The sequence below is a fragment of the Neomicrococcus aestuarii genome, from assembly GCF_014201135.1.
Lineage (GTDB): Bacteria > Actinomycetota > Actinomycetes > Actinomycetales > Micrococcaceae > Neomicrococcus > Neomicrococcus aestuarii.
Window position 1 is genome coordinate 1,173,364 of record NZ_JACHDR010000001.1, and the last position, 20,619, is coordinate 1,193,982.

Genomic DNA, 20,619 nt, shown 5'->3' on the forward strand with positions numbered 1-20,619 from the left:
CGTTAGCTTGCCTCCTGGCGTCCGTGAAAGGGAGTAATGACCGGTAGCGAGGTTGTCGCCGGCGAAGAAACATCAGACTTCGGCGAGCGCACGCGCAGCCAGTAGAAGCCCTGGGATCCAAGCGAAATGGTGGCGTGACCATCGGCAGACACCGGCGGGAAGACATGTCCGCCGAAGACATCGCGCAAGCCGCGCTCCGCGTAATCCGGCAAACGCAGTTCCGCGCTCACAGGGTGCTGGGACAAGTTGTACACGCACAGAATCTGTTCGGCTGCGCCGGATTCCACGTGCAAGTCCTCTTCCAGCTGCACATCGGTGGATTCGCGCAAGAACGCGAGCACTTGCGGCGAGGACGTCTCCACGTTGCGGTAGGTACCGGTGCCGAACACCGGGTGCTGTCGGCGCACGCCGAGCATTTGACGCAGCCAGTGCAGCATCGATGACGAGTGCGCGAGCTGCTGCTCGACGTTCACGGTGGCGAAGTTGTAGACGAGCGACTGAATCACCGGCAAGTACAGCTTGCCGGGATCCGCGCTCGAGAAACCGGCGTTGCGGTCCGGGTTCCACTGCATCGGCGTACGGGACGCGTCGCGGTCTTCCAACCAAATGTTGTCGCCCATGCCGATCTCGTCCCCGTAGTACAGGAACGGGCTGCCGGGCAGGGCGAGCAAGAGGGCGTGGATGAGCTCGAGCTCAGAACGGGAGTTATCCAGCAACGGCGCCAAACGGCGGCGAATACCCACGTTGGCGCGCATGCGTGAATCTGGCGCGTACCAGCCCAGCATCGCTTCGCGCTCGGCGGGCGTGACCATTTCGAGGGTCAGCTCGTCGTGGTTACGCAAGAACGTTCCCCACTGGGTTCCGGCAGGAATCTCCGGGGTGTGTTCCATGGCCTCAATGATGGGTCCGGCCTGCTGATCACGCAGCGCGTAGTAAATCTTCGGCATGATCGGGAAGTGGAAGCACATGTGGCATTCGGGCGCTTCTTCCGTACCGAAGTACTCCACCACTTCAGCCGGTGGCTGGTTGGCTTCGGCGATGATGATGCGGCCCGGGTACTCGCGGTCCACCATGGAGCGCAGGTCCCGCAAGAAATCGTGGGTTCCTGGCAAGTTTTCGCAGTTGGTCCCGTCTTCTTCGAAGAGGTACGGGATGGCGTCAGCGCGGAAGCCGTCCACGCCGAGGTCCAGCCAGAATCGCACCACGTTGAACATGGCCTCATGCACGGCCGGGTTCTCAAAGTTCAGGTCTGGCTGGTGGCTGAAGAAGCGGTGCCAGAAGAACTGGCGGCGCACGGGGTCAAAGGACCAGTTGGACTCTTCCGTGTCAATGAAGATGATGCGGGCATCCTGGTACTTCTCATCCGTATCGCTCCACACGTAGAAATCGCCGTACGGGCCGTCGGGGTCCTTGCGCGATTCTTGGAACCACGGGTGCTGATCACTGGTGTGGTTCATGGGGAGGTCGATGATGACGCGCAACCCGCGCGCGTGCGCTTCAGAGACCAGGCGGCGGAAGTCGCCGAGCGTACCGAATTCGTCCAGCACGTCCTCGTAGTCCGAGATATCGTAGCCGCCGTCTTTCAACGGTGACTTGTAGAACGGTGGCACCCACAGGCAGTCGATGCCGAGCCACTGCAGGTAGTCGAGCTTGTCAATCAGCCCGGAAAGATCGCCCACACCGTCGCCGTTGGAATCGGCGAAGGCGCGGACGAGGACTTCGTAGAATACGGCTTTGCGGTGCCAATCGGGGTCATGGGAAATGCCCGGTGCGTGCAGTTGAAATGGATTAGCCACGGATACCTCGACGGACAGAAAGAATATGGGCGGGACGAACGTGTGGATCGAGGCGGTAGTAGTTTTCCGCGCTCCATTCCCACGTTTCGCCAGAAAGCAGATCATCCACCAAGAAGGTGCCGTTGTCCGTAAGATCCTCGGGACGCAGGTCTAGCGCGGAAAGATCCAAGTGAACTTGGCCTTCGCGGGCATAGTGAGAATCGGTGTTGACAAGGACAATGACGGTATCGATGTCGCTTGATTTTTCTGCAGGTACGACGACGCCGCTTGCGTCCGTAAGGACACCGTGCGGTTGGGCGTGGCGAGTTTTGGAGAACGCCACGGTGGCGTCATCCGAGGTGTCGTGCAAGCGCAACGTGCGCAAATCGCCGAGCGCGGGGTGTGCCGCGCGGATCTCGTTGAGGCGGCGGATCAGCGGGATGATGGAGCGTCCCTCTGCTTCGGCTGCCGCGAAATCACGGTTCTTGAATTCGTACTTCTCGTTGTCAATGTACTCTTCGGCGCCCGGGCGAGCGACGTGTTCGCAGAGCTCGTAGCCCGCGTACATGCCCCATAGTGGGGTGGCAGTGGCGGCGAGGATCGCGCGAATCTTGAACGCGGCCTGTCCGCCGTACTGCAAGTACTCGGTGAGAATGTCAGGCGTGTTCACCCAGAAGTTAGGGCGGAAGTACGCCGGGGACTCTTGGGAGACGTGCTGGAGGTATTCGTACAGCTCCTCCTTGGTGTTGCGCCACGTGAAGTAGGTGTAGGACTGCTGGAATCCAGCCTTGCCCAAGGCGCCCATCATGGCCGGACGCGTAAACGCCTCGGCTAGGAAGAGTACTTCTGGGTGGTCCTTGTTGACCTTACGGATGAGCCATTCCCAGAACTGCAGGGGCTTGGTGTGTGGATTATCCACGCGGAAAATCTTGACGCCTCGGTCAATCCACAGCTTTACGATCCGCAGGACCTCTTTGTAGATGCCCTTGGGATCATTATCAAAGTTGATCGGGAAGATGTCCTGATACTTCTTGGGAGGGTTCTCGGCGTAGGCGATGGTGCCGTCAACGCGCGTCGTGAACCATTCCGGGTGCTCGGTCACCCACGGGTGATCCGGGCTGGCCTGGAGCGCGAGGTCCAACGCAACTTCGAGGCCGAGTTCGTGGGCACGAGCCACGAACGCTTCGAAATCTTCGACCGTTCCGAGTTCAGGGTGGATCGCGTCATGGCCGCCGTCTGGGGAACCGATTGCCCACGGTGATCCTGGATCGAACTCGCCAGCGTTCAGGGTGTTGTTCGGTCCCTTGCGGTGGGCGCGGCCAATCGGGTGGATGGGCGGCATGTAGATCACGTTGAAGCCCATATCCGCTACGCGATCAAGGCTCTTGGCCGCAGTGCGGAAGTTACCGGAGGTGAAGGTGCCGGTCTCTTGGTTGAAGACGGCGCCTTCGGAACGTGGGAAGAACTCGTACCAGGCAGCGTGACCGGCGGCGACGCGTTCCACGTTGAGGGGGAACTTTCCGCTGTAGGTCACCAAGCGGCGCAGCGGGCGTTCGTCCATCAGTGATTTGATTTCGGGGGCGACGCCGGCGGCGTACCGGTCCAGCGGTTCGCGCGTGGTGTCTGACAGGCCCTGTACAGCTTCACGCAGCGTGGCTTCGTGGCGAGGCAAGAGCGCCGCGGATTCGGGAGTGCTTTGCTTGTTTCCAACGAACTTGCTCAGCGCCTCAAGTGCTGCAGCACCCTTGTTCAGAGCTGGCTCAGCTGCGTAGGAAGCTGCGTCATCCGCGGCGGTGGAAAGAAGTTTGATGCCTTCTTGGAGCATGAGGTCCACGTCCACACCGGCTGCGATCTTGACGCCAGCGTCGTGAACCCACGTGTCATAGGGGCTATCCCACGCTTCGATTTCGAATTCCCACACGCCTTCGCCGTCTGGGCGGACACTGCCGTGCCACTGGTCCAGGCCGGGGGTGCCGGGCCGCAAGCGCACGCGTTGCCGTTCTCGTCCGTGCGGGTCATAGAGCACCGCGGAGACACCGAGCTGGTCATGGCCCTCTCGGAATGCCACAGCGGAAACGGTGATTTCCTCACCCACGAAAGCTTTCGCAGGAACCTTTCCACCGTCAATAGCTGGTTGAACTTCGGTCACGGGGATTCGGCCGTAATCGGCTTTTCCATAGCTCACAGTTAAGAAACTAGCGATAATCCGCGAACATATCCAAGCTCCGCGCTAGATCAGCACAAAATTTAGATGGTTTACGCCGTAATTTTTCTGTGTGAGAGTGGACTGTAGCTCGAAGAAAGCCCGCACAAACATTGACGGAAAGAAGTTGAGCTCATGTCACAGGATCAATACACGTTCCAAAACCCGGTCACCCGTTACCCCGTCATTTCACCGCCCCCGCAGGACCAGCCAGAACCTGGACTTGATCGAGACCTCAAGCCCACCACGGATCGCGGCGAAGAATCCTACCGCGGACTGGGCCGCCTCACCGGCCGCAAAGCCCTCATCACGGGAGGCGACTCAGGAATCGGAGCCGCCGTCGCCATCGCCTTTGCTCGCGAAGGCGCGGATGTGGCCCTGAACTATCTCCCGAGCGAAGAACCGGACGCCCAAGAAATCGCCAAGGTCATCACCGAAACCGGGCAACGCGTCGTCGTACTTCCTGGAGATATTTCCGATTCTCACGTCGCCAAGAAGCTTGTGACGGACGCGGCTGAGGCGCTCGGAGGCCTCGACATCCTCGTCAACAACGCCGGAAAGCAAATTTCCGTGGAGCGCTTGGAGGACCTCACGGATGAACAGTGGGAAGAGACCTTCAGAGTGAACGTCTCCGCCATGTTTTGGATTACTAAGGCCGCGCTCCCGCTTCTTCCGGCGGGCTCCAGCATCATCAACACCACGTCGGTGCAGGCCTACAGCCCTTCGCCGAACCTGATTGATTACGCCAGCACCAAGGCCGCCATCAACAATTTCACCAAGGGCCTCGCGCAACAGTTGGCGCCGCGCGGCATCCGCGTGAACGCCGTAGCGCCCGGACCTTTTTGGACTCCGCTCCAAGTCAGCGACGGTCAGCCGAAGGACAAGCTGCCGACGTTCGGCCAAGACACCCCGCTTGGCAGAGCGGGTCAGCCCACCGAGCTGGCGCCTGCCTACGTGTACTTGGCCTCGGCCGAATCGAGTTACACCACTGGCGCCACCATCAACATCAACGGTGGAAGGCCCACCCCGTAACTCACGTGGCGCCCGCCTTGTAAGTGCCGCGGGCTAGCGATCCTCAAGCGCGCGTTCGGAATTCTCCGCGCGCTTGAGGCGCCACCACGGGTACAACAGCAGCGCAACCAGAAGACCACCCAATGTGACCGCGGCAATGACCAGCGCCGCCTGCGGACCCGACACCACGTAGAACACCAAACAAATCGCGCTGGCCATCAACAGGCCCACGAGCCACAGCACCAGGCGCAAAATGAGGTGCCCGGAGTCCACCAGCTGATACTTCAAGTGCCGACCGAAGAACTCGCGGTGCAGCGCGACGGGAATCAACATGAACACAATGGTCAGCCCGGCGAGCATCATGGTGCCCAAATAGAGGTTCACGCCCAGTGGGTCCAACTCCCCGAAACGGGCTTGGAAGGGCAACGTCAACAAGAAGCCTGCGATCAGTTGCACTCCGGTCTGCATGACTCGCAGCTCTTGGAGAATATCCGTCCACTGGCGGTCACTCTTCTCCGACGGCGTCTCATGCCGACCCGACGTGGCATCAAGCGAAGAGTCATGCAATGGGGAGCGGCCTTGGTCCTCGCTTCGCTCGTGATCCGAAGTATCCATAACGCTCCCGCATTTCTAGCCCTGACCTGACAATCACTTCAGTGTAGGTGCGTGCGCGAGGTAGATGGAGACACTTTCAATGTGTGTTCGGAGTCACACTGCGAGTCTTGGGGTTTGTGTACTAGCGTTGTGACTCGTGAAGGCTATTCGACGTTTTACCGTACGCACCGTCCTCCCGGCAGCGATCAGTGGCCTTGGCCATCTGGCCTCGAACTTGCGCTGGTCCTGGCATGAGCCAACCGCGCAGTTGTTCCACGATCTAGACCCGGACGCCTACCAGGCCGTCGGTGGAGATCCCGTGGCACTGCTGGGCCAGTTCGACCGCGCGAAGCTTGACGCGCTCGCCGCTGATGCATCCATCGTGGAGCGCGTCACGCAGCTAACCGCCGATCTGGACCGCTACCTGACCGAGCCCCGCTGGTGCCAGTCCTTGGGCGACACCGCCCCGAAGTCCATCGCTTATTTCTCCCCTGAGTACGGCATTACCGCGGCGCTCCCCCAGTACTCCGGCGGCCTCGGCATCCTTGCCGGTGACCACCTGAAGTCCGCGAGCGACCTTGGCGTCCCGATTGTGGCCGTCGGCTTGCTGTACCAGGCTGGATACTTCAAGCAGGCACTGTCTCGCGATGCTTGGCAGCAAGAGTCCTACCCCGTGCTGGATCCGGACGGCTTGCCGCTTTCTCTTTTGCGCGAAGCTGATGGCTCGCCTTCTGTAGTTTCCTTGCCGTTGCCAGACGGGCGTCACTTGAACGCTTACATTTGGCGCGCCGACGTGGGCCGTGTGCCGTTGTTGCTGTTGGATTCGAATATCCCGAATAACGACGACGCAGCTCGCCAAATCACTGACCGCCTGTATGGCGGCGGTGGAGATCACCGTCTCCAGCAAGAATTGCTTTTGGGCATGGGCGGCGTGAAGGCACTGCGAACCTTCTCCCGTTTGACCGGTGCACCAGCACCCGAGGTCTTCCACACGAACGAGGGCCACGCTGGCTTCTTGGGCATCGAGCGCATCCGCGAGCTCATGGATTATGGACTCTCCTGGGGCGAGGCGTTGACCGCGGTTCGCGCGTCCACCGTGTTCACGACTCACACGCCAGTTCCTGCCGGTATTGACCGTTTCCAGGCGCTCCAAGTGGGTCACTTCTTCCGCGCTGGACTGGCTCCCAACGTGCCGCTGGAAAGCATCCTTGCGCTCGGCGCTGAGAACTACGAAGGCGGCGATCCCGCGACCTTCAACATGGCCGTCATGGGCTTGCGCCTTGGACAGCGTGCCAACGGTGTTGCGAAGCTGCACGGCAAGGTGTCTCGTTCTATGTTCTCCGGACTGTGGAGCGGATTCGACGTTGATGAGGTACCGATCGCTTCGGTCACCAACGGCGTTCATGTTCCTACCTGGGTAGATCCCAAGATTGCCGAATTCGCGGCAACTCACTTTGGCCGTTCAGCTGTCTCCGATGGCGACTGGTCCCGTGCTGCCGACGTGGATGACGCTGAGCTTTGGGGCTTGCGCCGTGAACTGCGCGTCCAGCTCATCGAGGATGTGCGGGCACGTTTGCGCGCATCGTGGATCAAGCGCGGCGCGTCCGACGCTGAACTCGAGTGGACCAAGAACGTCTTTGATCCGGACGTCCTGACCATCGGTTTTGCTCGTCGCGTGCCAACCTACAAGCGTTTGACGCTCATGTTGCGCGATCCTGACCGTTTGAAGCGCATCCTGCTGCACCCGGAGCACCCAGTCCAGATTGTGGTGGCTGGAAAGTCCCACCCGGCTGATGAAGCCGGAAAGAAGATGATCCAGGACCTGGTTCGCTTCACGGACGATCCCGAAGTGCGTCACCGCATTGTGTTCTTGCCGAACTATGACATGAAGATGGCGCGCACGCTCTTCCCCGGTTGCGACGTGTGGTTGAACAACCCGCTGCGTCCGTTGGAAGCCTGTGGAACGTCCGGCATGAAGGCCGCCATCAACGGCGCCCTCAACCTATCCGTCCTCGATGGCTGGTGGGATGAGATGTACGACGGCGAAAACGGCTGGGCCATCCCTACCGCACCGAACGGCACCTCCTCCGAAGCCCGCGATGACTTCGAGGCCTCCGCGCTTTACACCCTCATTGAGAACACGGTGGCGCCACGCTTCTACGGAACCGAGACCACGGAGAACGCCGGGGCAGCCGGACCGTCCGAGCACGGCACGGCTGGTACGGAGTTGCCGCACACGTGGATTCACATGATCAAGCACACGCTGAGCGATCTGGGACCAAAGGTTTCCGCAACCCGCATGGTGCAGGATTACGTGAACCAGCTCTACATTCCAGCAACTGAGGCTGGCCGCAAGGCATCTGCTGACGAATTCGCTGCCGCTCGCGAGCTCTCGCACTACATTGATCGCGTGCGCGGAAGCTTCCGCAACGTCCATGTGGAGCACGTTGAGTCCGTGGGCATCGATGAAGAACCGAGCCTGGGCGATACGTTCCGCATCAACGCGTACGTGCGCCTGGCGGACCTCGCCCCGGAAGAGGTGGAGGTTCAGGTGCTTTCCGGAACGGTCTCCGTCAACGATGACCTCGAGGACACCACCACCCACACCCTTGAGCTTTCGCAGCCGTTGGGTGAGGGACGATTCCTGTACTCGATGGACATGACGCTCAACCACTCCGGTTCCTTCGGCTACGGCGTGCGCATTGTTCCTGCACACCGACTCTTGGCCTCATCCGCCGAGCTCGGACTCGTAGAGAACGCTCGCTAAGCTCCATAACTGCCCTAAAACACGAAGGTGCCGCTTCCCGTGGGAAGCGGCACCTTCGTATGGACCGCATGAGATGCTCGATCGCGAAAAAAGCAGTTATGCCTTTGGGTTCACGATGATCTTCACGTGATGCTCGTTGTTGTTAATGAGCTGCTCGAAGCCACCGGAAACGAGTTCGTCCAAACCGATGCGGCCCGTGATGAACGGAGCAAGGTCAAGCTTTCCGCTCTGAACCAGGGCAATGGTGTCTGGATGATCCCCTGCATAACCAATAGTGCCGCGAAGGTCGATTTCCTTCAGGACAATCTTCGGCATGTCAACGGCTGGCTTGTGACCCCAGATAGACACGTTGACCACCACACCGCCCGGCTTCACAGCGTCCAGCAACATATCCAAGACAACGGGAACGGATGAGCATTCGAAGCCCACATCAGCGCCCTTGCCGCCGGTGAGTTCGCGAACCTTTTCCGCCACGTTGACTTCGCGTGGATCGAAGACGTCGTCCGCGACGCCGGTTTCACGGGCCTTGGCCTTTCGTGCCTCAGACAATTCGGAGATGTACACCGTGAGTCCCTCGGCCTTGAGCACAGCAGCCGTGAGCAAGCCGATGGGGCCGGCACCGCCCACAATGGCGACCTGTCCAGCTTTAGCCTCGGAACGAACGAAGGCGTGGTGGCCCACGGACAACGGCTCAATCAGAGCCGCCTGATCAAGTGGGATGTCGCCAATAGGGTGGACCCAGCGGCGCTTCACCACAATCTTCTCGGAGAGTCCGCCACCACGGCCGCCAAGGCCAATAAAGTTCATGTCCTTGGACAAGTGGTACGACTGTCCCTTGGAAGTGTCTACGTCGTCGTTAATGATGTAGGGCTCCACCACAACGTTCTCGCCGACCTTCAGGTCCGTGACGCCTTCACCCAGAGCGGTCACCGTGCCGGAGAATTCGTGCCCCAACGTCACGGGAGCGGATTCGCCGGAAATAGGATGCGGATGTCCTGCTGGCGGAACGAAGATTGGTCCTTCAAGGTATTCGTGCAAGTCAGTGCCGCAAATGCCGCACCAAGCAACTTCGATTTCAACCGTTCCCGGCAACAATTCCATTTCTGGAATGTCCTCGATGCGGATGTCTTTCTGATCGTAATAACGTGCTGCCCTCATGAATTCTCCTTAGAACTGCGTCTATATGAATCGTCCGCGGCACGGCCGCGGACGGCCAACAAACCAATCGTTGTTTGACTCTTTAACCCTATCCTCGGAAGATCAGGATGCTATTTCCTTCAACACGAATCTTGTCGCCCGTCATGTACTTCTCGCCCTTGCGAGGCACAAACACCGCGTCGTCGCCCTGCGTCGCACGCAGTATCTCGCGTTCCACTTCGCGGTGCATGCGCGAACCGTGAACGCCGTCTGGATCTTCGGGATAGTTGATCTTGGACGTGGCAAAGCGCAACTCATACGTGGTGATTTCGCGGCGCGAAGGACGGAAGTCAGCAAACTCTTCCAATCGCGGCAACGTAACCGTGGTGGCATCCAAGCGGCCATTCATGATGACCAGGCCGTCGAGTTTGCCGTCGGTGGAACCCATGAGCAACTGCACCACACGAGTTTGGTTATCAGACCACTCGTGTTCCGGCATCGGCTCGCCGCGCTCGTTGAACCAGAGCAAGTAGCTCTGTTCTTCTTGAGTGGGGTAGTTGTACGGCTGGTTGCCAAGGAAGTCGTTGCGCAGCCGAATCATGCGTCGCGTGACATCGAACATCGCCTGCTGGTCATCATCCCAGGACCAGTCCAGCCAGTTCAGCTCGTTGTCCTGACAGTAAGCGTTGTTGTTGCCGAACTGCGTCTTGCCCATTTCGTCACCCGCGGTGATCATCGGGACGCCGAGGCTCATCAAGAGCGTGGCCATGACGTTGGACTGCGTCTTCAAGCGCTCCGCACGGATCACGGTGTCGCCGGTATGGCCTTCCACTCCGTGGTTGTAGCTGCGGTTGTGGTTGTGACCGTCGCGGTTCTGCTCGCCGTTGGCTTCATTGTGCTTGCGGTCAAAGGAGACCAAGTCGCGCAGCGTGAAGCCGTCGTGTGCCGTGACAAAGTTGATGCTCGCGAGCGTTCCGCGCCCGGAGCCTGCAAACAAGTCACGTGAGCCAGCCAAGCATCCAGCCAAGCGAGCCACGGATTCACCGTGTCCACCAGCGTTCAGATGTCCACGGTCAGCCACCCAGAAGTCACGCACGGTGTCCCGGTAGCGGTCATTCCAGTCCGCGAATCCGCGTGGGAAGTGACCGGTCTGCCATCCGCCCATGGAGACGTCCCACGGTTCGGCAATAAGTTTGGTGTTTGCGAGCACGCTGTCCGCAAGCGCGGCCACCAAGAATGGGTGTCGCGGCGAGAAGTGGTGGTTCTCATCGCGAGCCAAGGACACGGCCAGGTCAAAGCGGAAACCATCGACGTGGTATTCCTCCACCCAGTACCGCAGCGAGTCCAGCGCCATGCGAATCACAGCAGGATCGGCGAAGTTCAAGGTGTTACCGCAGCCGGTGGTGTCTAGATAGCGGCCGTCGTGATCGTGACGGTAGTAGTGCGAATCGCCCAGCCCACGCCAGCACAGTGGCGGCTGGTCCTTGCCACCCTCGGCGGTGTGGTTGAACACAACGTCCATGACTACTTCAATACCGGCCGCGTGAAGGAGCTTGATCATGCCCTTGAGCTCGGCCTGCACCGCGTGCTGTCCCGCAGCTTGCGCGCTGGCGGAGGCGTACTCGGTGTGCGGCGCGAAGAAGCCCAGAGTGTTGTAGCCCCAATAGTTGGGCAGGCCCAGCTCCTGGAGGTGCTGCTCATCCGTGTGGAAGTGGATCGGCAGCAGCTGCACTGTGGTGACGCCCAAGGACTTCAAGTGCGAAATCATGGCATCGGACGCGAGCCCGGCGTAGGTGCCGCGCAAGTGTTCGGGCACGTCAGGGTGCAACTGTGTCATGCCCTTGACGTGAGCCTCGTAAATGACGGTTGTACGCCACGGCACGCGAGGTGCGATGTCCCCAGACCAATCAAAATCGGTAGAAACGTACTCGTTGACGTAAGCTGCGTCGTCGTAATCCTCATCCAAGGATTCAACACGCACAATGGCGCGGCCGTAAGGATCCAACAGGAGCTGGCCGCTCGACGGAAGCTCCGCGCCACCCTCCCAGAAGGCGTAACGGGCGCCAAAGCGCAGTTCAGGAACGATTCCGTGGAACACACCATCCGTGTTTTCCAGCAGCGGGAAGCGACGCCACTGGCCCGCCGGATCCGTGTACACAATGTCCAGAGCCTGCAAGCCGGGCGCGAACACGCTGACATTCACGGCGTCCATCACGCCGTGATCATGGAATTTTTGTACGACGCCGCGGCTCGGGTTAACGGGGCTAATCCCCAGTGGGTAGGGGCGTGAGTACTGCCCCTGCGCCTCCGCAATACTGAGCGCCGCTTCCTGACGAAACCTGATCATGCTTAGCCCTGGAAGCCACGCTTCCGCGCGACCTCATACAGTGAGATGCCCACGGCCATCGACGCGTTGAGCGATTCCGTGGAGGCGTGAATAGGGATGGAGACAATCTGATCGCAGTTCTCGGCGACAAGTCGGGACAAGCCCTTGCCTTCTGCACCCACCACGACGCACAACGGTTCGTTGGCGAGCGTGAGGTCCGGAAGGGAAACGGAACCGCCACCATCGAGGCCAATCACGAAGATGCCCTCTTCTTTGGCGTCCTTGAGCAGGTTGTTCAAGTTTGTTGCGCGAGCCACAGGAACTCGGGCTGCAGCACCGGCCGCGGTCTTCCACGCCGACGCGGTCATGCCAGCGGATCGACGCTCTGGGGTCAACACTGCGGTGCCACCGAAAGCGGCAACCGAACGAATGATGGCACCCAAGTTACGTGGATCGGTGATGCCGTCCAGCGCCACAAACAGCGGTGCCTTGCGCATGTAGCCCTTCTGCCACTTGACCATGGTCTCTGCCACGAGATCGTGTGCGTCAGGGTAGTTGTAGGGCGGGACCTGAAGCGCGAGGCCCTGGTGCACGGCGTCATCCGTCATGCGATCAAGCTCTGGCTTGCCGGTCTCCAGCACGGGGATACCGCGTTCTGCGGCGATCTTCAGCGCTTCGCGCACGCGATCATCCATCTGGACGCGCGTGGCCATGTAAAGAGCCTTCGCGGGGATGTCCGCGCGAAGTGCTTCAACTACCGAGTTGCGGCCGGTGACGAGCTCTTCAGAGCTGCGCAGGCGGCTAGAACGGTTGGTGGTGTGCTTCTGAGCGGCGCGGTCACGCAACATCTTCTCGCGGTGAGCCTTGTGATACTCGCGGTCTTCTGCCTTAGGCGTGGGACCTTTACCTTCGAGAGCCTTACGACCGTGCCCACCCGTACCGATGGTTGGGCCCTTTTTGTTCTTGCGAACGGCTCCGGGACGCCGGGTTGCGGACATGAGGTATTCCTTGCTTTCGAGGACTTCTTGAGTGTCACGTTACAGAAAAAGGCCGCCGACATGACAGACAGCGGCCTCAATTCTACAGTGGCCTAACCGCTGATACTCCAGCGCGCGCCACTGGCGGAATCCTCTATGACGATTCCGGCCGCAGCAAGCTGGTCACGAATCTCATCCGCGCGGGCCCAATCCTTGGATTCGCGAGCCTTCGCGCGCCGTTCCAGCTGCACTTGGATGAGCTTGTCCAGCGCGTCCGCTTCGGGGCTACCGGCCGTTGCGTCCTGAGCGTCATCCAGGCCGAGGGTCTGGGTCATCGCCATGGTCTGCTGAAGGGCGATGTCTGCGGTTTCGTGATCTCCGCTGGCCAGCGCCGAGTTGCCCTTGCGGACCGTCTCGTGAAGGACTGCGAGCGCTTGCGGCACGTTCAGGTCATCGTCCATGGCCTGACCGAACGCTTCGGGAACCGCAAAGTGGTGCAGGTCCAGATCAAAATCTGCGCCTGGCTTGACGTGGTGCACCGCGAAAAGCGCGTTGTTGACGAAGGTGTCGATGCGCTCAATGGCGGCGGCCGCTTCTTCGAGTGAGGTGGGGCGGTAATCCAGCATGGAGCGGTACTGCGCTTGGCCCAAGAAGTAGCGGGCCACTCGAGGCGTGGACTTCTCGATCATCTCTTCTGGGGAGATGGTGTTGCCGATGGACTTGGACATCTTCTCGCCCTCGAAGGTGACCATGCCGTTGTGCAGCCAGAAGTTCGCGAAACCGTGACCGGCCGCGGTGGCTTGAGCAAGTTCGTTCTCATGGTGTGGGAAGCGCAGGTCGAGGCCGCCGCCGTGAATATCGAACTGGGTGCCGAGGTACTTGGTAGCCATTGCGGAGCATTCGATGTGCCAGCCCGGGCGACCGCGGCCCCATGGGGACTCCCAGCTTGCCGTGAGTGGTTCGCCGTCCTTGTGGCCCTTCCAGAGCGCGAAGTCGCGGGCGTCCTTTTTGCCGCGAGGGTCTGCATCCGCGGCGCCCTGCATGTCGTCGATGTTTTGGCGGGTCAGCTGCCCATACTTGGGCCAGCTACGTACGTCGAAGTAGACGTCGCTGCTGCCATCGGTGGCGGCGTAGGCATGACCCTTGTCGATGAGGTCTTGGATCATTCGGTGCATTTCGCCGATGTGGCCGGTAGCGCGCGGCTCGTACGTGGGGCGGCGGACACCCAAGGTGTCATACGCCTTCTGGAATTCTTGCTCGAAGCGGTACGCGAGGCCGAACCATTCTTCGTCATCCAGGTACGGGTCCTCCACGTGGCTTTCGAAGCTCAGCGCGGACTTCTCGAGGATCTTGTCATCGATGTCCGTCACGTTGCGAACTACCGTGACCTTGTTGCCGCGGTACTCGAGCCAGCGCACCAGGATGTCAAAGACAATCGCGGAGCGGACGTGGCCGACGTGCGGCATGCCCTGCACCGTGGCGCCGCAGTAGTACAGCTTGACTTCACCTTCGGTGAGCGGCTGGAAGTCGCGGATGCTGGCGGTTTGGGTGTCATAGAATCTGATCGTCACCGCTCCAGTTTATGGCTTACCGCTGGTTCTTCCCGGCTAAACGGTCAGCTTGCGGGTGTTCGGTAGACCAGCGCCGTAGCGTACGCGGTGATTCCTTGAGCGTTTCCCTCATAGCCCAGTCCGTCCGATGTTGTGGCTGTGACCGTGACGGTGGCGCCGGCCGCATCGCTGAGTGCGCGGTTTGCTTCTTCGCGGCGGGGTCCAAACTTGGGCCGGTTTCCCACGAATTGGACGGCAACATTGCCGATCTCGAATCCGGCGTCCCGCACAATGCGCGCAGCTTCCTGCAGTAGCCGAACGCCGGAGGCACCCTTGAATTCCGGGCGCGAGGTCCCGAAGTGAGTCCCCAAATCCCCCACGCCTGCGGCTGAAAACAGTGCGTCACACGCTGCGTGCGCTACGGCGTCTCCATCCGAGTGCCCACTCAAGGCGCGCTCGCCCGGCCACTCCAGTCCGGCAAGCCACAAGTTCCGTGGCGTTCCTTGCCCTTCGGGGAGCTCCAGCGCGTCCTCGAAGGCATGCACGTCCACACCGATTCCTACCAACGGAATAATCACTTGTTTCCTCTTTCCAAGAATCGAACCATCGTGAGGTCGTGAGCGGTGGTGACTTTGAGAGCTTGTTGTTCGCCGTCAATGACGCGCACGGGTTTGCCGAGGAGCTCAAAGAGCATCGCCTCATCCGTCGCGGCTTCGCGCTGCTGCGTACTCCACCCCTCCAACACGGCATAAGCCGCGACCAGAGCCTCTCGCGCGAATCCTTGGGGCGTTTGAATAGCTCGCAACACGGAGCGGTCCACGGTTTCCTCCACGATCCCCGCGATGCTGACCCGCTTCGTGGTGTCCACGACCGGCAGCCCAGGGATCACGGCGTCCTCCCCGTCATCGAGGGACGCAAGCACCCGCTCGAAGAGGGACGACGACGCAAGCGGACGTGCGGCGTCGTGCACCAGGACATTCTGCGCACCTTCCGCAAGCCGCACGCCGTTGAGGACCGATTCGGTGCGGGTGGCCCCGCCCTCGGTCACAGATAAGCGGTAGTGATGCTCGCGCGCGAAATTCTCGATGAGGCGGCGGAAGTCCGGCCGTTGCGGCGGGAGCACAGCGATCAGCCGCACGTCCTCGCGGCGCAAGAAGGCATCGGCAGAACGCAGCGCAGTTTCGAGCATGGTGTGCTCGCCGATAGGTACCTCGGCTTTGGGGATGCCGTAGCCCAAGCGGGTGCCCTGGCCGGCTGCCACCATAATGACGGCGATGCGCGCAGGTGTTTCCGGGGCCGGAGGAATTGGCTGATCAGTCACGGATCCATCCTATGAGTGCCGCGCGTGAGCGCTGGGCACCATCGGAGCCGTTCTCAGCGAGGGAAGCTTAAAGACGTGGATGTAGCAAAGCGGCGGCCCTTCGACGTGGAGTCGAATGGGCCGCCGCTTGCAGCTAGAAATCTATTTAGACGTTCGCTACGCGATCAGAGGCAAGTACCTCGTCAAGCATGGCTTCTGCCTGATCTTCTTCAACCTTCTTGGCAAGCGCCAATTCGGAGATCAAGATCTGGCGTGCCTTGGAGAGCATGCGCTTTTCGCCTGCGGAAAGTCCGCGGTCAATGTCGCGGCGCCATAGGTCGCGAACAACTTCGGCGACCTTGATGACATCGCCGGAAGCAAGCTTCTCAACATTTGCCTTGTAGCGGCGCGACCAGTTGGCCGGCTCTTCAGTGTGCTCGGCGCGGAGTACGTCAAAAACGTGCTCAAGGCCCTTCTGACTCACAACATCGCGAACGCCGACCAAGTCAACGTTCTCGGCGGGGACCTCAATGGTCAAATCACCCTGAGCCACCTTCAGTTTGAGGTACATCTTCTCCTCGCCCCGGATGGTGCGCATCTTGATCTCCTCGATCATTGCTGCACCGTGGTGCGGGTAAACTACGGTCTCGCCAACCTCAAATACCATGTGGTTTTTCCCCTTTCCCAGAGTCAATCTTACCACAAATGTGACGCGACCACCGGCGCGTTGACTCGCCAAAAGAGCTTGACAGCACCATAATTCCGCTCTACGCGCGATTTTCTACCCGTGTGACGTGGCTCGCTCGAAGCGTCAAAATCCCACTTCAATATCTGTTTTGGGGCGTCTAAGTATTAGGCTAAGGCGAGGACCGCACCCTGAAATCAATGAGGAGACTTCGACGTGAAGATCGGATCGAGTAAGTTTGGCCGCCGCGCCGTTGCACTGAGCGCCACCGCGCTGATCGCCGTTGGAACTGCAGGTTGCGGTGCCATCAACCAGCAGGCCACTGAGCTGACCTACGCTGCTTCCGATGGAATCGTGGTGAACGTTGGCGATTTGAAGCTTCGCAACTTCTTGCTCGTGACCAACGATGCTGATTCTGAGGCTCGTTTCTTGGGTTCCATCATCAACGACACCGATCAGGCTCAGACCTTGACCGTGTCCTTGGACTCCGGCAACACCACGTTCGAGGTGGAGCCGAAGACCTCACTCAAGCTTGAGGATGAGGAAAACGCTACGACCGTTGCTAGCACGGGCACCATTCCGGGCGAGCAGGTTGACGCCACCCTCGAGGCTGAGGGCGAGTCCTCCAACGTTGCCATTCCTGTGGTGAACGGCGTGCTTGATGAATACCGCGAGTACATCCCCGGCGGCTTCGATGAGGCAACCGTTGAGCACCTCGAAGAGCACTCTGAGGAATCCGCTACTGAGTCGGAAGAGACTCATTAAGCGCTCCCCCGCACTTTTTTAGTACGACGCCGCAGCCCGGCAAAGATTCTGAGCTGCGGCGTCGTTTTTATTTGGGTAAGCAAAAAAATTATTCTTGCGCTCCTGCAATGAGTTTCTCTGTGGTTACGACATCAGCGGTGCGACCAGGAGCGGTTTGAAAGCTCCAGTACAAGTTGGTGTGGCTTATGACCTTGTCAGGTTCGGGGGCACCCCATTCGGAGAGGTCCTCTGTGGTGTGGGCGTCGCTCACCAGGCTCACGTCATAGCCGCGGGTGAAGGCGCCGTGGATAGTGGAACGAATGCACGCGTCGCTTTGAGCGCCAGCAACAACTAGGTGGGAGATTCCTGCTTTCGTTAGGACGTCTTCCAGATTTGTCGCTTCGAAAGAATCGCCGTGGGTCTTGTGAACAATGGCCTCTCCCGCTTGCGGGGATAGCTCATCCACAATCTCCCAAACGGTCGACTCCAAAGGCAATTCTTCGCTGGAATGCTGCACCCAGATCACTGGGTTACTCTGCTCGCGGGACCACTCCACAAGCTGCTGGATGCGTCCCACCACCTCATCCGAATGGACGGAAGAAGCCATGACGCCCTTCTGGACGTCGATCACCAACAGTGCGGTGTTCTCGCGGTTTTCAAGGGTGGACATGCGTCCCCTTTCGACGGTGGGTAGGAGCCAAGCCTGAACGACTAGCTCCCACACTTACACGTCAAACTTATAGCCCAGTCCGCGCACTGTCACGAGGTGCTTAGGGTTGGAGGGATCCGCTTCGATCTTGGAGCGCAGACGCTTAATGTGCACGTCCAAGGTCTTGGTGTCCCCCACGTAATCGGAGCCCCAGACGCGGTCAATGAGTTGTCCACGCGTGAGGACGCGGCCGGTGTTGCGCAAGAGCATTTCGAGCAGTTCGAATTCTTTGAGCGGAAGGGAAATGGTCTCCCCGTACGCGCTCACGGTGTGGCGCTCCACGTCCATGCGGACCGGGCCGCCCTGGACCGTATTGGAGATGAGTTCTTCCGGTTCGCCCTGGCGTCGCAGCACGGCGCGAACGCGAGCAACGAGCTCGCGGGCGCTGTACGGTTTGGTCACGTAGTCATCGGCACCCAGCTCGAGGCCCACGACCTTATCAATCTCAGAGTCTTTAGCCGTCAGCATGATGACGGGAACGTTGGAGCGCTGACGCAACTGGCGGCACACTTCCGTGCCCGGCTGACCTGGCAACATCAGGTCAAGAAGAACTAGGTCTGCACCGACGCGGTCGTACTCGACGATGGCGTCGTTTCCGTTGTCCACGACCTGGACTTCGAAGCCTTCTTTTTCCAACAAGTAAGAGAGCGGGTCGCTCAACGACTCTTCATCTTCAACTACCAAGATGCGGGTCATGGCCTGCCTCCTTCGTCTGGGGCACTGAGCGTGCCTTTGATTTCGGCCCCTTTACCTTGAGGCACTCCTGCATCCTCCAACTCAGGAAGACGCACCGTAAACGTTGATCCGCTATTGATTTGGGACCATACCGTAACTTCCCCACCGTGGTTGGACACCACGTGCTTGACGATGGACAAGCCCAAGCCGGTTCCGCCTGTTTGGCGATCGCGCGCTTCATCCACCCTATAGAAGCGTTCAAAGATGCGTTCTTGTTCCTCCACAGGGATTCCGGGCCCGCGGTCCGTGACCGAGACCTGCACCAGAGAATCTTTCACGCGCACACCTACGCCTACCGCGGTGTCCTCTGGGGAGTAACGGATGGCGTTGTCGATCAGATTCTTGAAGGCCGTGGTGAGAAGTTCTTGGTCGCCGAACACCATGGCCGGCTCCTTGGCCAAGCCCATGCTCAACGTAATGTTTTTGTTGTCCGCGGTGAGCTTGGTGCGGTCCACGGCCTCGGCGACTACATCGTTGATGTCCACTGGCTTGCCCTGAACCACCACGTTGGTTCCTTGGAGGCGGGAGAGTTCAATAATGTCTTGAACCAGCGCCTTGAGCCGGGCGGACTCTTTCTGAAGGCGTCCTGCGAAGCGGCGAATGGCGACTTCATCTCCGGCTGCGTCGTCCATCGCTTCACCTAGCAGCATGATGGCGCCGACGGGCGTCTTGAGCTCATGGGAAACGTTCGCCACAAAGTCCGTGCGGATTGCTTCAGTACGCGTGATTTCGGTGCGGTCATCAGCAAGCAACAAGATGAATTCATCACCGAGTGCGGCCACGCGCACGTGCACCACAATGGTGCCCTGCCCCAGGGGTCCCCGGGACAGTTCAAATTGCTTTTCTTCAATGACACCGTGGGCGCGAACTCGGTGGGCAAGTTCTACGAGCTCTGGGTGAACCAGAGTGTGTCCACGCACCAGTCCATACGCGTAGGCTGAGGGGTTTGCGCGGACGACGCCGTCAATCTCATCTACCACCACAAAGGCGCGACCCACAATGGAGAGAACTTCGATGGATCCGGGAGGCAATTCCGCCTCAACCTTCTCCGCCAATAGCGAGCGCCGATTCTGAGATTCTCGATACGCGCTCATTCCGGCAACACCAATGGCAAGCCCAATAATGCCCGCGATAAGCATTAATATGATGTCGTCCACCCCAGTAGCGTACCGGCTTTTCACTTCCTGAACCGCAAGAATTAACCTCTGCGACCACTCGTTAACGGGGCGTTCACCAAGTCTTCCCTTGGGGTTCATCTAGTAATGTCAGTGTTGCGAAGTAGCGAGGCAGCGGACTGTGAGTCTTTTGCTGCCTCTTCCAATGAAAGGAAGAATCGTGCGCGAAGTATTTCAGGCTGAGCTGAAGTCCATTGGTGACGAACTGATCCAAATGTCCAAGCTGGTTGCTGAAGCAATGGAGCGCGCCTACGCCTCCTTTGAAACTGCAGATACGGATATTGCCCAAGAGGTTATCGCCGCTGACCAGCGTATTGACTACCTCCAGAACTCCCTCGATGAGCGAGCTATCGACGTCCTCGCGCTCCAGGGCCCCGTCGCCTCGGACTTGCGTATGATCGTCGGTTCCCTGCGTATGTCCGCTTCTTTGGAGCGCATGGGTGACCTTGCTCGTCACATCGCGCAGCTCACCCGTTTGCGTTACCCCAACCAGGTTGCTCCAGCCCGTCTTGTAGACACGTTCAAGGAAATGGCTCGCTTGGACATCGAGATTGCTCACAAGGTGACGCAGTTGCTCGAGACCCGCGACCTCACCATTGCTAGCGAAATCATCGCGTTGAACACCAGCGTTGACAAGCTCCACGCTTCTGTTTTCCGCGCCGTCGCCGAAGCCGAATGGGCCGAGTCCGCACCGGTGACCGCCGATGCAACCCTGACCAGCCGTTACTTCGAGCGTTACGCTGACCACGGCGTCTCCGTAGCTCGCAAGGTGAACTACTTGGTGACCGGCGAATGGGATCCAGAGCTCAGCGCGGCTCTCGACCAGGACTAATTAGTCCCGAACCGTCCACATGGTTGCGTAGCACTCTAGATATTTGTTGGCCCTGGGCTCCTTGAGGAGTCTGGGGCCAACCTTTTAAGTTCGTTCTCG

At 59.8% G+C, this 20,619-nt stretch carries 17 protein-coding genes; 4 read left to right on the forward strand and 13 right to left on the reverse strand.

Annotated features, from left to right (window positions below):
- Positions 1-2: 2 nt before the first annotated feature.
- Together treS and HD598_RS05195 are read right to left on the reverse strand one after the other, a co-directional pair.
- On the reverse strand, positions 3-1,796 hold the full coding sequence (gene treS / locus HD598_RS05190; protein ID WP_232317953.1) for a maltose alpha-D-glucosyltransferase: 1,794 nt from the start codon (positions 1,794-1,796) through the stop codon (positions 3-5).
- Positions 1,789-3,960 (reverse strand): alpha-1,4-glucan--maltose-1-phosphate maltosyltransferase, encoded by a 2,172-nt coding sequence (locus HD598_RS05195; protein ID WP_071894133.1) that lies wholly within the window; start codon positions 3,958-3,960, stop codon positions 1,789-1,791. Before HD598_RS05195 ends, treS begins: the two co-directional genes overlap by 8 nt.
- 153 nt (positions 3,961-4,113) lie before the next feature.
- On the opposite strand from HD598_RS05195, the gene HD598_RS05200 reads away from it, so the two are divergent.
- Positions 4,114-5,010, forward strand: coding sequence for an SDR family oxidoreductase (locus HD598_RS05200; protein WP_183664290.1), 897 nt, complete (start codon positions 4,114-4,116; stop codon positions 5,008-5,010).
- Positions 5,011-5,043: 33 nt separating this feature from the next.
- Here HD598_RS05200 and HD598_RS05205 read toward each other — a convergent pair whose 3' ends face one another.
- Positions 5,044-5,604, reverse strand: coding sequence for a DUF6328 family protein (locus tag HD598_RS05205; RefSeq protein ID WP_183664292.1), 561 nt, complete (start codon positions 5,602-5,604; stop codon positions 5,044-5,046).
- Between the two features lie 136 nt (positions 5,605-5,740).
- Between HD598_RS05205 and glgP the strand changes: the two genes are divergently transcribed.
- Positions 5,741-8,350, forward strand: a complete 2,610-nt coding sequence (gene glgP, locus HD598_RS05210; protein WP_183664294.1) for an alpha-glucan family phosphorylase — start codon at positions 5,741-5,743, stop codon at positions 8,348-8,350.
- Between the two features lie 96 nt (positions 8,351-8,446).
- Here the strand turns inward: glgP and HD598_RS05215 are convergent, their stop codons facing one another.
- The 7 genes from HD598_RS05215 to HD598_RS05245 form a co-directional block, all read right to left on the reverse strand.
- Positions 8,447-9,508: a 2,3-butanediol dehydrogenase gene (locus HD598_RS05215; RefSeq protein WP_183642155.1), complete on the reverse strand. Its 1,062-nt coding sequence runs from the start codon at positions 9,506-9,508 to the stop codon at positions 8,447-8,449.
- A gap of 88 nt (positions 9,509-9,596) precedes the next feature.
- Complete coding sequence (gene glgX, locus HD598_RS05220) at positions 9,597-11,834, reverse strand: glycogen debranching protein GlgX (protein ID WP_311538960.1); 2,238 nt, start codon at positions 11,832-11,834, stop codon at positions 9,597-9,599.
- Positions 11,835-11,836: 2 nt separating this feature from the next.
- Complete coding sequence (gene rlmB, locus HD598_RS05225; RefSeq protein ID WP_183664296.1) at positions 11,837-12,811, reverse strand: 23S rRNA (guanosine(2251)-2'-O)-methyltransferase RlmB; 975 nt, start codon at positions 12,809-12,811, stop codon at positions 11,837-11,839.
- Positions 12,812-12,903: 92 nt separating this feature from the next.
- The gene (gene cysS / locus HD598_RS05230; RefSeq protein WP_183664299.1) at positions 12,904-14,361 is read right to left on the reverse strand and encodes a cysteine--tRNA ligase; all 1,458 of its coding nucleotides are present in this window, start codon (positions 14,359-14,361) and stop codon (positions 12,904-12,906) included.
- A gap of 44 nt (positions 14,362-14,405) precedes the next feature.
- Positions 14,406-14,918, reverse strand: a complete 513-nt coding sequence (gene ispF, locus HD598_RS05235) for a 2-C-methyl-D-erythritol 2,4-cyclodiphosphate synthase (protein ID WP_071894140.1) — start codon at positions 14,916-14,918, stop codon at positions 14,406-14,408.
- Positions 14,915-15,661, reverse strand: a complete 747-nt coding sequence (gene ispD / locus HD598_RS05240; RefSeq protein WP_311538961.1) for a 2-C-methyl-D-erythritol 4-phosphate cytidylyltransferase — start codon at positions 15,659-15,661, stop codon at positions 14,915-14,917. The genes ispF and ispD overlap by 4 nt, the downstream gene beginning before the upstream one ends.
- Before the next feature lie 145 nt (positions 15,662-15,806).
- Positions 15,807-16,307 (reverse strand): CarD family transcriptional regulator, encoded by a 501-nt coding sequence (locus HD598_RS05245; protein ID WP_071894141.1) that lies wholly within the window; start codon positions 16,305-16,307, stop codon positions 15,807-15,809.
- A gap of 234 nt (positions 16,308-16,541) precedes the next feature.
- On the opposite strand from HD598_RS05245, the gene HD598_RS05250 reads away from it, so the two are divergent.
- Positions 16,542-17,090, forward strand: coding sequence for a hypothetical protein (locus HD598_RS05250; protein ID WP_183664301.1), 549 nt, complete (start codon positions 16,542-16,544; stop codon positions 17,088-17,090).
- Between the two features lie 88 nt (positions 17,091-17,178).
- On the opposite strand, the gene HD598_RS05255 is transcribed toward HD598_RS05250, so the two are convergent.
- From HD598_RS05255 to HD598_RS05265, 3 genes are read right to left on the reverse strand one after another with little or no spacing between them, the layout of a single operon-like run.
- A complete protein-coding gene (locus HD598_RS05255) occupies positions 17,179-17,739 on the reverse strand; it encodes a cysteine hydrolase family protein (RefSeq protein ID WP_183664303.1) in 561 nt (186 codons plus the stop codon).
- A gap of 54 nt (positions 17,740-17,793) precedes the next feature.
- A complete protein-coding gene (locus HD598_RS05260) occupies positions 17,794-18,474 on the reverse strand; it encodes a response regulator transcription factor (RefSeq protein ID WP_183664305.1) in 681 nt (226 codons plus the stop codon).
- A complete protein-coding gene (locus tag HD598_RS05265; protein ID WP_311539051.1) occupies positions 18,471-19,661 on the reverse strand; it encodes a sensor histidine kinase in 1,191 nt (396 codons plus the stop codon). The genes HD598_RS05260 and HD598_RS05265 overlap by 4 nt, the downstream gene beginning before the upstream one ends.
- 187 nt (positions 19,662-19,848) lie before the next feature.
- Between HD598_RS05265 and phoU the strand changes: the two genes are divergently transcribed.
- Positions 19,849-20,520 carry a phosphate signaling complex protein PhoU gene (gene phoU, locus HD598_RS05270; protein WP_183664307.1) on the forward strand — a complete coding sequence of 224 codons (672 nt, stop codon included), beginning with the start codon at positions 19,849-19,851 and terminating at the stop codon, positions 20,518-20,520.
- The last annotated feature ends 99 nt before the right edge of the window (positions 20,521-20,619 follow it).